Source organism: Novosphingobium sp. 550D (assembly GCF_057401885.1).
The window spans coordinates 3,365,366-3,376,459 of the sequence record NZ_CM171613.1 but is presented as its reverse complement, the minus strand read 5'-3'; the positions used below and the strand labels follow the sequence as shown (position 1 = coordinate 3,376,459).

The following is an 11,094-nucleotide window of genomic DNA, read 5'->3' as shown; positions in this document are numbered from 1 at the left end:
GAATTCATGGCACCCGATTGCGAATTCCTGTTGGCCACGGATGCCGATGGCACGTCCACTCTGACCCTGTCAGGCGTGTTGACGATTGCCAGTGTGGGCAAGATTGACCACGCTCTGCGCCGGGAAAAGCCCGAATTCAGCCATTTGGATATATCGGCTGTGTCCGAACTGGATACGGCGGGGGCGTGGCTGGTTTGGCGCCTTGCCCGTGATGCCCATGCCGATGTGACGGGCAGCACCGAAAAGGCCGAGCGTTTGATCAACGCGGTCAAATGTTGCAGCGGGGATGCCCCCATCGCGCCGCCGCGCGCGCCGCCCTTGGTGCGAATCGTCGAGACGGTGGGCGTGGTGATGATCGGCCTGTGGCGTGGCACGGGATCCATTCTGGCCTTTCTGGGCGCGCTGGTTTCGGCATTGGGGCATGTGATCCGCCATCCTTCGCGGATGCGCTGGACCGCGCTGGTGCGGCAAACCGAATTGGTGGGCATTGACGCTTTGGCGATTGTCGGCCTGATGAGCTTCCTTGTCGGCGTTGTGATCGCACAGCAGGGCGCGGTCCAGCTTCAGCAATTTGGCGCCGAGATTTACACGGTGAACCTGACGGGGCGTATTTCGCTGCGCGAACTGGGCGTGCTGATGACCGCGATCATGGTCGCGGGCCGTTCCGGCAGCGCCTTTGCCGCGCAGCTTGGCACAATGAAGCTGACCGAGGAAATTGACGCCATGCGCACGATCGGCGTTTCGCCGATGGAGGCGTTGGTGGTGCCGCGCGTGTTGGCGGCGGTATTGATGATGCCTTTGCTGGGGCTTTATTCGGCCTTGGTGGCGATCATCGGCGGCGCAACGATCAGCGCGTTTACCCTCGACATTCCGTTCTTTAACTTCCTGTCCCGCATTCAGGAGGTCGTGCCGTTGATCGACCTGTGGGTGGGCATGATCAAGGGGCCGGTCTTTGGCCTGATCATTGCGATGACAGGCTGCTATCAGGGCATGCAGGTCAGGGGCAGCAGCGAGGAAGTCGGCCTGCGCACCACGCAGGCGGTGGTGCAGGCGATCTTTGCCGTGATCGTGATCGACGCTTTCTTTGCCGTGTTCTTTTCGGAAGTGGGCTGGATATGACCGGGGCCGTTTCCGATTTCGCGATCCGTATCGAGGGTCTGGAAAACCGTTTTGGCGACCATGCGGTCCATCAGGATCTCAGCCTTGATGTGCGCCGGGGGGAAATCATCGGCGTGGTGGGCGGATCGGGCACCGGCAAATCGGTGATGATGCGTTCGATCATCGGGTTGCAGACGCCTAACCACGGCCGGATCGAGGTTCTGGGCCATGAAATGGGCACGCCGCATGAGCCGGGCCAAGCCGATATTCGCAGCCGATGGGGCGTTTTGTTTCAGGGCGGGGCGCTGTTTTCCACGCTGACCGTGGCGGAAAATGTCGAGGTGCCGCTCAAAGAATTCTATCCCGACATGGATCCTGAACTGCGCCACGAAATCGCGCGGTATAAGATCAGCCTGACGGGATTGCCCGATGATGCGGCGGCCAAATACCCGTCCGAATTGTCGGGGGGCATGAAAAAGCGAGCAGGTCTGGCCCGCGCTTTGGCGCTGGACCCGGAACTGCTGTTTCTGGACGAACCGACGGCGGGGTTGGACCCGATTGGGGCGGCGGCTTTCGATAATCTGACGCGTGAATTGCATGAAACGCTGGGGTTGACGGTGTTTCTCATCACCCATGACCTTGATACGTTGCATGAAATTTGCGACCGCGTGGCGGTGCTGGCGGATAAAAAGGTCATTGCGGTGGGCACGATCCCCGAATTGATGGCCAGCGATCATCCCTGGATTCACGAATATTTTGGCGGGCCGCGTGGCCGCTCTGCGCTGATTTCGCGCGAGGGTGAAGCGACCAAAGACCTTGGGCTAGACAGCCCCAATCCGGCAAAGGCATAGAAGAGCGATGGAAACACGCGCCAATCATATCTGGGTGGGGGTGGTCACGCTGGTCCTGTTGGGGCTGGCGGCGGGATTTGCCCTGTGGCTGGCGCATCTGTCGCGCCATGAACGCAAACCCTATGACATCTTCTTTCGCCAATCGGTGGATGGTTTGGCCAAGGGCACGCCGGTCAATTACAAGGGCGTTCCGGCCGGACAGATCACCGAAATCGAACTGTCGCCCGATGATCCCAGCGTCGTGCGGGTGCGCATCAACATCGATCGGGAAGTGCCTATTCTTCAGGGCACGACCGCGACCATTCAGGGCAGCTTTACCGGCGTTTCGAATATTCAGTTGGCCGGCGGCAAGACCGGGCAGCCCGCCATCACGGCGCCCGGCCCCAATGGCGTGCCGGTGATCCCGACCAAGCTGTCGGGCCTTGGCGATCTGTTGTCCAGCGCGCCGCAATTGCTTGAACGCATCGGGACGCTGACGGATCGCCTGTCGAACCTGATGTCGGACAAGAACCAGAAGAATATCGAAGGCATTCTGGCCAATACCAACCGGATGACGGCCAACCTTGCGGACGCGTCACCCCAGATTAAACAGGTCCTCACCGATCTGGATTCGGCCCTGTTGCAGGCCAAGGATTCCATGGCCGAGTTTCAGAAGCTGACCGCCAATTTCAACACGCAGTTGGATGCCAATGGCGATTCTGTGGTGTCGCAGCTCAATAAGACCCTGCGTTCGGCCCAGAGTGCGGCTGATGCGTTGAAATCGACCTTGGGCCAGACCGATCCGGCCATCCGCCGCGTGCGCGAAGAAACGCTGCCGCAGGCCGAAAGCGCGGTGCGTGAATTGCGCGCCACCAGCCGGGCCTTGCGCGAGCTGACCGAAAAAATTGACAATCAGGGCGCCGCTGCTGCGCTCTCACCACCCAAGCTGCCGGAGTACCACCCATGAAGAAGATCGCCGCTCTGATCGGGGTGTTGATGCTGGGCGCCTGCGTCAAGGTGGGGGCAGGGGGCAAGCCGCCCAAGCAGCTCTTCACCCTGCCGCCGGTTTCGGCGCCTGCGGGGGCGCTGGTGACGGCGACGCCGATCACGACGCTGTCCGTGGCGGAACCGGATGCGGAACGTGCGCTGGGCCTGACCCGTATTGCGGTGCGCATGAATGACACCAGCATCGCCTATATGAAAGAAGGCCTGTGGAGCGAACGCCCCGCACGCCTCTTGCGCAACCACATCGCCGAAGTGATCCGCGCCCGTGGCCGCCGCCTCGTCCTGATCGACGCCGAGGACGGCGGACAGGCGGGGCAGCATCTTGGCGGGCGCCTGATCTTTATGGGCTATGACGATAAGACCCGCTCTGCCGTGATCCGCTATGACGCCCTGTTGACCAAGCTGGACGGCACTTTGGCTCAGCGTCGGTTTGAGGCGGTGGAAAAGGGCGTTGCGCCCAGGCCGGAAGTGGTCGCCGAGGCTTTGGGCCGGATGTCGGACAAGCTGGCCGCCGAGGTTGCCGATTGGGTTGAGTGAGGGGTTCTCTGGGTTTTCCAGATGCCTCCGGCGGGCAAAGGGCGGGGGCCCTTTGCAAACCCGATATTGTCGGCGTGGCGGGTGGAAGGCTGCGTGGCGGTTAGTTTTGGCGTAGGGTTATTAAGCCGCTTCGCGGGAAGAAAAGAGACGGTCTGGAGACGGTGCTGTTGCGGACGTCGGTAAATCAATGGTAGCCCATGAACCATGTTGACTGCGCTGCAAGCCCCTGAAGATCGTTTGGACGATGGCGAGAAGTCTTTCGTCGAGAAGATAAGGCAGCATGGTTGGACGCGGACCCACGTTTTCTCTGATGATATTGGTCCAGGTTTTTCATTCACAACCGGCTTTTGGGTGAATCTTCAGAAGCCAGAATTGATCATCTTCAGTCTAAAAGATGAAATCGTTCATGACGTTTTCTGGGATCTATTCCGAGATGGTCAGGGCGGTAAGGCGATTCCGATGGGAGTTCGGACGAACGACGTTTTCGGAAATTTGCCTGCTTATGCCTTCCCTGTCGCGCGCCGCTTTTATCAAGAATATCTTGGTTGGAGCGGGTGGTTTTATGCTGGCAGCGATAAATTTCCCTGCCTACAAATCATCTGGCCGGACCGAAGTGGCATTTTTCCATGGGAACAGGGGTTTGATCAGGCGATGGTCGGTGATCAACCGGATTTGACCGAACACGGCTGGTTGGCTTCACTTGCAGATTAATGTCCGCTGCCCCAAACTTTCCGGACATCCCGCCGCCGCGAAGCGGCTCTAAATAAAAGCCATCTCGCGCCCAAGCACATCACCGCAATTGACAGGAAACCAAGACAGTAACGGGATTGCAAAGGGACAAGTCCCTTTGCCCGCCGGAGGCACTTAAACGCACTCGCCGGAGGCATCTTAAAACACCCGCCAAGGACAAACCCCTTACCCCCGCGCCATCCGTACAAATTCAGCCGACAGGGCAAAGGCTTTCGCCCGCTTATCACGCCGCTCTTCGGCTTCCCAATCGCGGCCCCAGAGATCGGCCTGCCATTCTTCCTCAAGGGATGCCGCGGCCCAGAGCGCCTCGATCTCAGCGTCTGCCTCCAAAGCCTCCAACGCGATTAACAGCGAAGCGGCAAGGCTGGACATGTTGCGCAGGGCGGCAAGTGTAAAGGCATCCGCCGCCTCCAACCGGGCGCGCAGGACGGCCAGGCTCTCGGGCGGCTGGGGCTTGTGCATGATCCCGCTGACGCGCTGCATGCGCAGGCCGTGGCGCTGTTCGGCGGCGGTCAGGACCGGCTCCCAAACCTCGTTCTGCTTTTCGAACAGCGCGTCTTCGGGATCGGCGCGATAGCACAGCGTGTCGGTTTCGGCATAGGGCAGCAGCGAGGCAATCGCCTCGTCCCGTTCACGCCCGATCACGTCCAGCGCATAATCGGCCATATCGCGCAGCACGAAACTGGCCGGATCGATTTCCTCACCCTGCGCCGCCCATTCCGCCGCCAAAGCCTCGGCCAGCGCGCGGGTGGGGACCAGTTGGGGCTTTCCACCCACGGTCTTGATCGGACGACCATCCAGCGTGACCTGCCATGCGCCATCGCGCTCGGCCACGGAAACTTCCTTGTAAAACCGCTTCATTGCATCCCGTCTTGCTTTTTCCAGCGTTTCACCAAACGGCTGGGGAATATCAGTGCGTAATAGACCCCGCCCAGCAGGATCAGCAGCCCGACCAGTCGCGGCAAATCAACCTTGCCGCCCATGATGGCCGCGCCGACCATGGCCAGCAGCACGCCGACGAAACGCACCACCGTCAAACGCTTAAAGCGCGCCTTGGCCAAGGTTTCCGGGTCGATCCTCATCCCAGTAACTCCCGCAAATGCGCCGGATCGCGGGCCACGGCATCGGCGCCGGCGGCCATCAACTGATCCACGCTGTGATAACCCCAAGCCACGCCCAGCGCCCGCACCCCTGCGGACCGAGCCATGGCAATATCGAAACTGGTGTCGCCGATCATCACGCTGTTTTCCGGCATGGCCGCAGCCTCGAACAGCGCGGCCTCCAGCATGGCCGGATGCGGCTTTGACGGATGGCGGTCGGCGGTTTGCAGGGATACGAAATGATCCGACAAATCATGCATCGCCAGACAATGCGCCAACCCGCGATCGCTCTTGCCCGTGGCCACCGCCATGGCCCAGCCATCGGCGCGCAATCCGTCCAGAAGACTGCGGATGCCATCATAAAGCGGTTCGCCGATCCGCCCCTGATCACGCGCGCTGCGATAGGCGTATTTATATTCCTCGACCAAGGCGGCCTGCTGTTCCGGCTCTGCATCGGGCAAGAGGCGGCGCATGGCCACCGGCAGGCTGAGGCCGACAATCTGGCGCACCGCCTCTCGCGAGGGAGGCGTCAGGTCGAGCCGCGCAAAAGCGTCGATCATCGCGGCCTGAATATCATGTTGTCCATCGACCAGCGTGCCGTCGCAATCGAACACGGCCAAACGTGTCATGCCAACCCCCGCATCATCGCTGCCATGGCGCTGCTACCGGCTTCTTCCAGTCCGGCGGCGACCTGTTCGCGCAATTGCGCCGATTTGTTTTGCGACAGCTTGAAGGTCGGGCGGCATGCCTGCACCTCCATCTCAAAACCGACAATCGCGCCCATCAATTTGTCGATATAGGCCGGATCGGATTTCTCCATCGTCCATGCCGGTGGGGGCAGTTTGGCCTCCTCCTGCGCCGACAAGTTCTCCAGCAGCCCATACAGCCCATCGCGATCCATCCGGCGAACGCGGCCCTCCATTTCAAGCGCGACATAGTTCCATGTCGGCACCTGATTGGGATCTTCGCCATACCAACGCGGCGAAACATAGGCGTCCGGCCCATTGACCACGGCCAGCGCCACCATGCCATCGATATGGCGCGTCAACGCATTGCCGCGCGCCAGATGGAATTGCACAGCCCCATCGCCCGTTGAAACCAACGGAACATGCGCCACACGCGGCCCATCGGGCGTGGTGGCAAAGATCATGGCAAAACCGATCTCGCGGATCAGTTGTTCGAACAGCGCAGGATCATCATGTCGAAAGGCCGCGTTGGGATGCATTAACGACGGCCTCGCGGCGCAGTGGGTTTCCCGGCGGGGTTACCGGCGGGCTTTCCCGCAGGTTTGCCCGCAGGCTTACCTGCCGGGCGCCCGGCGGGCTTGCCGGCCAGCTTGGGCGCAGGCTTGGCTGCCGACTTGACCGTGGGCTTGCTGCCCAGACCTTTTTTGGGGCCGGACTTTTTGGGGGCCACGGGTTTGCCGGGTACCTTGCGCGAATCATTGCGCGCGCGGCCCGTGTCGAGGCGGCCGCGGCGTTCGCCCTTGCGCTCCTTGCGGTAATCCTTGGCATGGGCCTTGGCCGCCGCCTTCTTTTCCTCACGGCTCCATTCGCCGGTCGGATCTGGGATATATTCGCCTTCCGATTCCTCAAAACCGAGCTGGACAAGGCTGGCTGCCATGTGGTCGGGCAGGGGCGCCTCGACATCCAGCGGCGTGCCATCGGGATGATCGATGATCAGGCGGCGCGCATGCAGGTGCAGCTTGCGGCTGATGCTGCCCGAAAGGAAGGCGTCGGGGCCGCCATATTTGCCGTCGCCCACAATCGGGTGGCCAATGGCCGCCATATGGACGCGCAACTGGTGCGTGCGGCCTGTCAGAGGTTGCAGTTCGACCCAGCAGCAGCGATTGCCCGCGCGGTCGATCACGCGATAACGGCTGCGCGAGGGTTGACCATGTTCGGATTGGTCGACCATCATCTTTTCGCCGCCCGATCCGGGCTGTTTGGCCAAAGGCAGGTCGATCAGTCCTTCATCGATCGAAGGTACGCCAACCACCAAGGCCCAATAGACTTTCTTGGCCGTGCGCCCGGAAAAGCGCTTGGAGAAGAAAGCCGCGCTGCCCGGCGTGGCGGCGACCAGCAGCACGCCCGACGTGTCCTTGTCCAGACGGTGGACCAGACGCGGGCGCGGGCCGTTGGGCGCATAGGCGTCGAGCAGGCCATCAACATGCTCAAATGTCCCGCTGCCGCCTTGGGTGGCAAGGCCGGGCGGCTTGTTGATGACGATGGCGCTGGGGTCGCGATGCAGAACGATGGAATCGGCCAGTTCGAGCTGCGCCTCGGTCAAAGGCTTGCGGGCGCGCACGCCCTTGCCGCCGCCGATACCCACGATGCTGTCGCCGGGCGGCACGCGCAGGGTCTGGCCCTTGGCCACGCGGTCTTCGGGCGCGGCGCGTTTGCCATCGACGCGGATCTGGCCGGTGCGGGCCCAGCGGCTGATCGTGGCAAAGCCGATTTGGGGCAAATGGCGCTTGAACCAGCGGTCGAGGCGGATGCCGTCGTCATCGCGACCAACGACAAATTGGCGGACCTGATTGGATGGTGTTTCTTGACTCATAGGCCGCCCCCTAGCTTATGGAGGCCATCGCGTATAGTCCGAGCCCCGGTATACTGGCTTTTGTCGTACAGGAAATGTGCGTTGGCGGTTGCCATGGCCCTGATTATAGGCCTATGAGCGCGCCGCACGTCGCTATTGGCGAGTCTCGTTTGGTGGATCACAGCTTGCCTTTGGCTTGCGACTCTGCTAGCGGGCCGCAAATCTTGCCGTCCCCACAGGGATTCGGCGCAAGTTTCGTTGCAATCCCTTGGGTGAACCCCCGCTCGATCGAGACTGGGTGGGGCTCTGGCCGACAGATATTTGAGGTGGTTCTTTTTATGCAGATTCTCGTCCGCGAAAACAATGTCGATCAAGCCCTGCGCGCTCTCAAGAAGAAGCTGCAGCGCGAGGGGGTGTACCGCGAGATGAAGCTGCGTCGCCACTATGAAAAGCCCTCGGAAAAGCGCGCTCGCGAAAAGGCCGCTGCTGTACGCCGCGCCCGCAAGCTGGAGCGCAAGCGCGCCGAGCGTGACGGCGCCAAGTAAGGCCGCCCACGTAAGGTGACTTCGGCCTGAAATAGGCCGAATCAAAAAGCCCGCTGGTTCGGTCGCTTTCACGGCGGCCAAGACCGGCGGGTTTTTTGCTGTCTGCTGTTCGCGGCATCTTTAAGCAATTTCATGGTCTTTAAGACCTGTGTTGCGCTTGCACAGACCAAGGCGCGCCTGTAGGGAGGCGCGCAAGAGTTTTGGCCCCAACAGGCCGATTGATCGCATAGGACAGGATTACACCATGACCGAGATCACCCGCGTTCCCCTGCTGCCGCTGGCCAAGGGTTCGGTTTCGAAGCTGTGGCTGGGCACGCTGGCTGCCGTGCTGGTTGGCGGTACGGTGGCAATCGCCGCCAAACCGCCGATTGTGGGCGTCAAGACGCTCAAGGCCGGCGAAGGCCCCAATCCCACCGTCGCGGATCTGGTGATGGTCAATTATGTCGGCAAGCTGGATAATGGCACCGTGTTCGACCAGAACAAGAACGTCATCATGCAGATGCAAGGCACGATCCCCGGTTTTGCCAAGGCGTTGGCCCAGACGCAGCGCGGCGGCAAGTATGTCGTGAATATCCCGGCCAAGCTGGCCTATGGCGACAAGGCTGCTGGTCCGATCCCCGCCAATTCGAACCTGACGTTTGAATTGGAAGTCATCGATTTCCGCAACCGTGCCGAGCTGGAAATGCAGCAGCGCATGATGGAACGCATGATGCGCGGTCAGGGCGGCGGTGCCGGTGCGGCTCCTTCGGCAGAAGCCCCTGTGGCTCCGGGCGGGGCGGAATAATCCGGCTTGCTTGAAGCGCTGCGCTTGCGGTGCTAGCGAAGTTACGGCGCGAGGGGCGGAAATGCCCCTCGCTTTGTTTGTGGGCCGGGTTTCCGGTCTGGATTTAATGGCAAAGGTTGTTGCATGTCGGTCGATACCGCCACAGTGGCCCGGATCGCCAGTCTTGCCCGTATCAAGGTAAGCGAAGGCGAATTGGAAGCGATGGTTCCTGAACTCAATGGCATCCTCAATTGGGTGGAACAATTGGGCGAAGTGAACGTCCAAGGGGTTGAGCCGATGACGGCGGTGATCCCCAATACGCTGCGTTTGCGCGAAGATATCGTGAATGCCGATCCGTTGACGGGCGGCGGTATTCGCGATGCGGTGCTGGCCAATGCGCCCGCGGCCGAACATGGATTTTTCGGCGTGCCCAAGGTGATTGAATAATGACTGGTTTGACCGATCTGGGCCTGATCGCGATCCGCGATGGCGTGGCCAAGGGCGAATTTACCGCTGTTGAAGTGGCCCACGCGTTTAACAGCGCTGTTGCCGATGCGCAGCAGGCGCTCAACGCCTTTATCGTAACCACGCCCGAAGCGGCGCTGGCGGCGGCCGAAAAGGTGGACGAAACCCGCGCTGCGGGCAAGGAATTGGGCAAGCTGGCGGGCGTGCCCATTGGCATGAAGGATCTGTTCGCCACCAAGGGCGTGCAGACCTCGGCCGCATCGAAGATCCTTGAAGGTTTCAAGCCGCAATACGAATCGACCGTTTCGCAAAAGCTGTGGGACGCGGGCGCGGGCATGTTGGGCAAGCTCAACCTGGACCAGTTCGCGATGGGTTCGAGCAATGAGAGCAGCGCCTTTGGCCCCGCGATCAGCCCCTGGCGCCGCAAGGGCGACACGGCGGCGTTGACGGCGGGTGGTTCTTCGGGCGGTTCCTCGGCGGCGGTGGCAGCGCGCATTGTGCCTGCGGCGACTGGTACCGACACGGGCGGTTCGATCCGCCAGCCTGCGGCCTTCACCGGCATATCGGGCATCAAGCCGACCTATGGCCGCTGCTCGCGCTGGGGCATTGTGGCCTTTGCGTCCAGCCTCGATCAGGCCGGGCCGATGGCGCATAGCGTTGCCGATTGCGCGCTGATGCTGGAGGCCATGGCCGGGTTCGATCCCAAGGATGCGACCTCGCTCGATATGCCGGTGCCCGATTGGTCGGCGTTGTTGAACGCTGATCTTAAGGGCAAGAAGGTCGGCATTCCGCGCGAATATCGCATCGAGGGCCTGAACGCCGATGTGGCGAAGGCTTGGGATGATGGCATTGCATGGCTGAAGGATGCCGGGGCCGAGGTGGTGGACATCTCGTTGCCGCATTCCAAATATGCGTTGGCGACTTATTATATCATCGCCCCTGCCGAGGCTTCGTCTAACCTCGCGCGTTATGATGGCGTGCGTTATGGCCTGCGCGAACTGCCCGATGGCGCGAACCTTCAGGACATGTATGCCGCCACCCGCGCCGCCGGTTTCGGGGCCGAGGTCAAGCGCCGCATCCTGATCGGCACCTATGTGCTCTCGGCGGGCTTCTATGACGCCTATTACACGCAGGCGCAGAAGGTCCGCACGCTGATTTCGCGCGACTTTGAAGAAGCCTTCAAGCAGTGCGACGTGATCCTTGCGCCCACCGCGCCGACGCCTGCCTTTGCGCTGGGCGAAAAGAGCAATCCGCTCGACCTGTATCTGGGCGACGTGTTCTCGGTGCCCGCTTCACTGGCGGGCCTGCCCGCGATGAGCGTGCCCGCGGGCCTGTCGAGCGATGGCCTGCCGCTGGGCTTGCAGATCATCGGGCGGCCTTTCGATGAACAGGGCGTGCTGAACGCAGGCCTTGCGATTGAACAGCGGGCGCAGTTCTCGGCCAAGCCGGAAAAGTGGTGGTAA

General features: G+C 61.6%; 14 protein-coding genes. 9 read left to right on the top strand and 5 right to left on the bottom strand.

From position 1 onward, the window contains the following. The first annotated feature begins 6 nt into the window (after positions 1 to 6). The 5 genes from AC2S2E_RS15905 (at position 7) to AC2S2E_RS15885 (ending at position 4,181) form a co-directional block, all read left to right on the top strand. Positions 7 to 1,119 (top strand): ABC transporter permease, encoded by a 1,113-nt coding sequence (locus tag AC2S2E_RS15905; protein ID WP_476105690.1) that lies wholly within the window; start codon positions 7 to 9, stop codon positions 1,117 to 1,119. Continuing rightward, the gene (locus AC2S2E_RS15900) at positions 1,116 to 1,949 is read left to right on the top strand and encodes an ABC transporter ATP-binding protein (protein WP_486523044.1); all 834 of its coding nucleotides are present in this window, start codon (positions 1,116 to 1,118) and stop codon (positions 1,947 to 1,949) included. Before AC2S2E_RS15905 ends, AC2S2E_RS15900 begins: the two co-directional genes overlap by 4 nt. A 7-nt stretch (positions 1,950 to 1,956) precedes the next feature. Further along, positions 1,957 to 2,895, top strand: a complete 939-nt coding sequence (locus AC2S2E_RS15895) for an MlaD family protein (protein WP_476105687.1) — start codon at positions 1,957 to 1,959, stop codon at positions 2,893 to 2,895. Next, positions 2,892 to 3,470: an ABC-type transport auxiliary lipoprotein family protein gene (locus AC2S2E_RS15890; protein ID WP_486523043.1), complete on the top strand. Its 579-nt coding sequence runs from the start codon at positions 2,892 to 2,894 to the stop codon at positions 3,468 to 3,470. Before AC2S2E_RS15895 ends, AC2S2E_RS15890 begins: the two co-directional genes overlap by 4 nt. Positions 3,471 to 3,674: 204 nt before the next feature. Further along, positions 3,675 to 4,181 carry a DUF4262 domain-containing protein gene (locus AC2S2E_RS15885; RefSeq protein WP_486523042.1) on the top strand — a complete coding sequence of 169 codons (507 nt, stop codon included), beginning with the start codon at positions 3,675 to 3,677 and terminating at the stop codon, positions 4,179 to 4,181. 204 nt (positions 4,182 to 4,385) lie between these two features. Here AC2S2E_RS15885 and AC2S2E_RS15880 read toward each other — a convergent pair whose 3' ends face one another. From AC2S2E_RS15880 to AC2S2E_RS15860, 5 genes are read right to left on the bottom strand one after another with little or no spacing between them, the layout of a single operon-like run. Next, positions 4,386 to 5,081 (bottom strand): ATP12 family chaperone protein, encoded by a 696-nt coding sequence (locus AC2S2E_RS15880; RefSeq protein WP_486523041.1) that lies wholly within the window; start codon positions 5,079 to 5,081, stop codon positions 4,386 to 4,388. Further along, complete coding sequence (locus AC2S2E_RS15875; RefSeq protein WP_486523040.1) at positions 5,078 to 5,302, bottom strand: hypothetical protein; 225 nt, start codon at positions 5,300 to 5,302, stop codon at positions 5,078 to 5,080. Before AC2S2E_RS15875 ends, AC2S2E_RS15880 begins: the two co-directional genes overlap by 4 nt. Beyond that, entirely contained in the window at positions 5,299 to 5,949 is a 651-nt protein-coding gene (locus AC2S2E_RS15870) for an HAD-IA family hydrolase (RefSeq protein WP_486523039.1), read from the bottom strand. The genes AC2S2E_RS15875 and AC2S2E_RS15870 overlap by 4 nt, the downstream gene beginning before the upstream one ends. Further along, the gene (locus AC2S2E_RS15865) at positions 5,946 to 6,545 is read right to left on the bottom strand and encodes an FMN-binding negative transcriptional regulator (RefSeq protein WP_486523038.1); all 600 of its coding nucleotides are present in this window, start codon (positions 6,543 to 6,545) and stop codon (positions 5,946 to 5,948) included. Before AC2S2E_RS15865 ends, AC2S2E_RS15870 begins: the two co-directional genes overlap by 4 nt. Next, complete coding sequence (locus AC2S2E_RS15860) at positions 6,545 to 7,879, bottom strand: RluA family pseudouridine synthase (protein WP_486523037.1); 1,335 nt, start codon at positions 7,877 to 7,879, stop codon at positions 6,545 to 6,547. Before AC2S2E_RS15860 ends, AC2S2E_RS15865 begins: the two co-directional genes overlap by 1 nt. A 317-nt stretch (positions 7,880 to 8,196) precedes the next feature. Here AC2S2E_RS15860 and rpsU point away from each other — a divergent pair, with 317 nt between their 5' ends. From rpsU to gatA, 4 genes are all read left to right on the top strand, one after another. Then, on the top strand, positions 8,197 to 8,403 hold the full coding sequence (gene rpsU, locus AC2S2E_RS15855) for a 30S ribosomal protein S21 (RefSeq protein ID WP_168603737.1): 207 nt from the start codon (positions 8,197 to 8,199) through the stop codon (positions 8,401 to 8,403). A 244-nt stretch (positions 8,404 to 8,647) separates the two neighbouring features. Then, positions 8,648 to 9,187: an FKBP-type peptidyl-prolyl cis-trans isomerase gene (locus AC2S2E_RS15850; protein ID WP_476105673.1), complete on the top strand. Its 540-nt coding sequence runs from the start codon at positions 8,648 to 8,650 to the stop codon at positions 9,185 to 9,187. 123 nt (positions 9,188 to 9,310) lie between these two features. Then, entirely contained in the window at positions 9,311 to 9,613 is a 303-nt protein-coding gene (gene gatC / locus AC2S2E_RS15845) for an Asp-tRNA(Asn)/Glu-tRNA(Gln) amidotransferase subunit GatC (RefSeq protein WP_476105671.1), read from the top strand. After that, complete coding sequence (gene gatA, locus AC2S2E_RS15840; RefSeq protein ID WP_486523036.1) at positions 9,613 to 11,094, top strand: Asp-tRNA(Asn)/Glu-tRNA(Gln) amidotransferase subunit GatA; 1,482 nt, start codon at positions 9,613 to 9,615, stop codon at positions 11,092 to 11,094. Before gatC ends, gatA begins: the two co-directional genes overlap by 1 nt.

Coding starts and splice junctions, on each gene's coding strand:
- AC2S2E_RS15890 (WP_486523043.1), top strand. CDS start 2,892: ATGAAGAAGATCGCCGCTCTGATCGGGGTGTTGATGCTGGGCGCCTGC.
- rpsU (WP_168603737.1), top strand. CDS start 8,197: ATGCAGATTCTCGTCCGCGAAAACAATGTCGATCAAGCCCTGCGCGCT.
- gatC (WP_476105671.1), top strand. CDS start 9,311: ATGTCGGTCGATACCGCCACAGTGGCCCGGATCGCCAGTCTTGCCCGT.
- AC2S2E_RS15900 (WP_486523044.1), top strand. CDS start 1,116: ATGACCGGGGCCGTTTCCGATTTCGCGATCCGTATCGAGGGTCTGGAA.
- AC2S2E_RS15880 (WP_486523041.1), bottom strand. CDS start 5,081: ATGAAGCGGTTTTACAAGGAAGTTTCCGTGGCCGAGCGCGATGGCGCA.
- AC2S2E_RS15860 (WP_486523037.1), bottom strand. CDS start 7,879: ATGAGTCAAGAAACACCATCCAATCAGGTCCGCCAATTTGTCGTTGGT.
- AC2S2E_RS15875 (WP_486523040.1), bottom strand. CDS start 5,302: ATGAGGATCGACCCGGAAACCTTGGCCAAGGCGCGCTTTAAGCGTTTG.
- AC2S2E_RS15850 (WP_476105673.1), top strand. CDS start 8,648: ATGACCGAGATCACCCGCGTTCCCCTGCTGCCGCTGGCCAAGGGTTCG.
- AC2S2E_RS15905 (WP_476105690.1), top strand. CDS start 7: ATGGCACCCGATTGCGAATTCCTGTTGGCCACGGATGCCGATGGCACG.
- gatA (WP_486523036.1), top strand. CDS start 9,613: ATGACTGGTTTGACCGATCTGGGCCTGATCGCGATCCGCGATGGCGTG.
- AC2S2E_RS15895 (WP_476105687.1), top strand. CDS start 1,957: ATGGAAACACGCGCCAATCATATCTGGGTGGGGGTGGTCACGCTGGTC.
- AC2S2E_RS15865 (WP_486523038.1), bottom strand. CDS start 6,545: ATGCATCCCAACGCGGCCTTTCGACATGATGATCCTGCGCTGTTCGAA.
- AC2S2E_RS15885 (WP_486523042.1), top strand. CDS start 3,675: ATGTTGACTGCGCTGCAAGCCCCTGAAGATCGTTTGGACGATGGCGAG.
- AC2S2E_RS15870 (WP_486523039.1), bottom strand. CDS start 5,949: ATGACACGTTTGGCCGTGTTCGATTGCGACGGCACGCTGGTCGATGGA.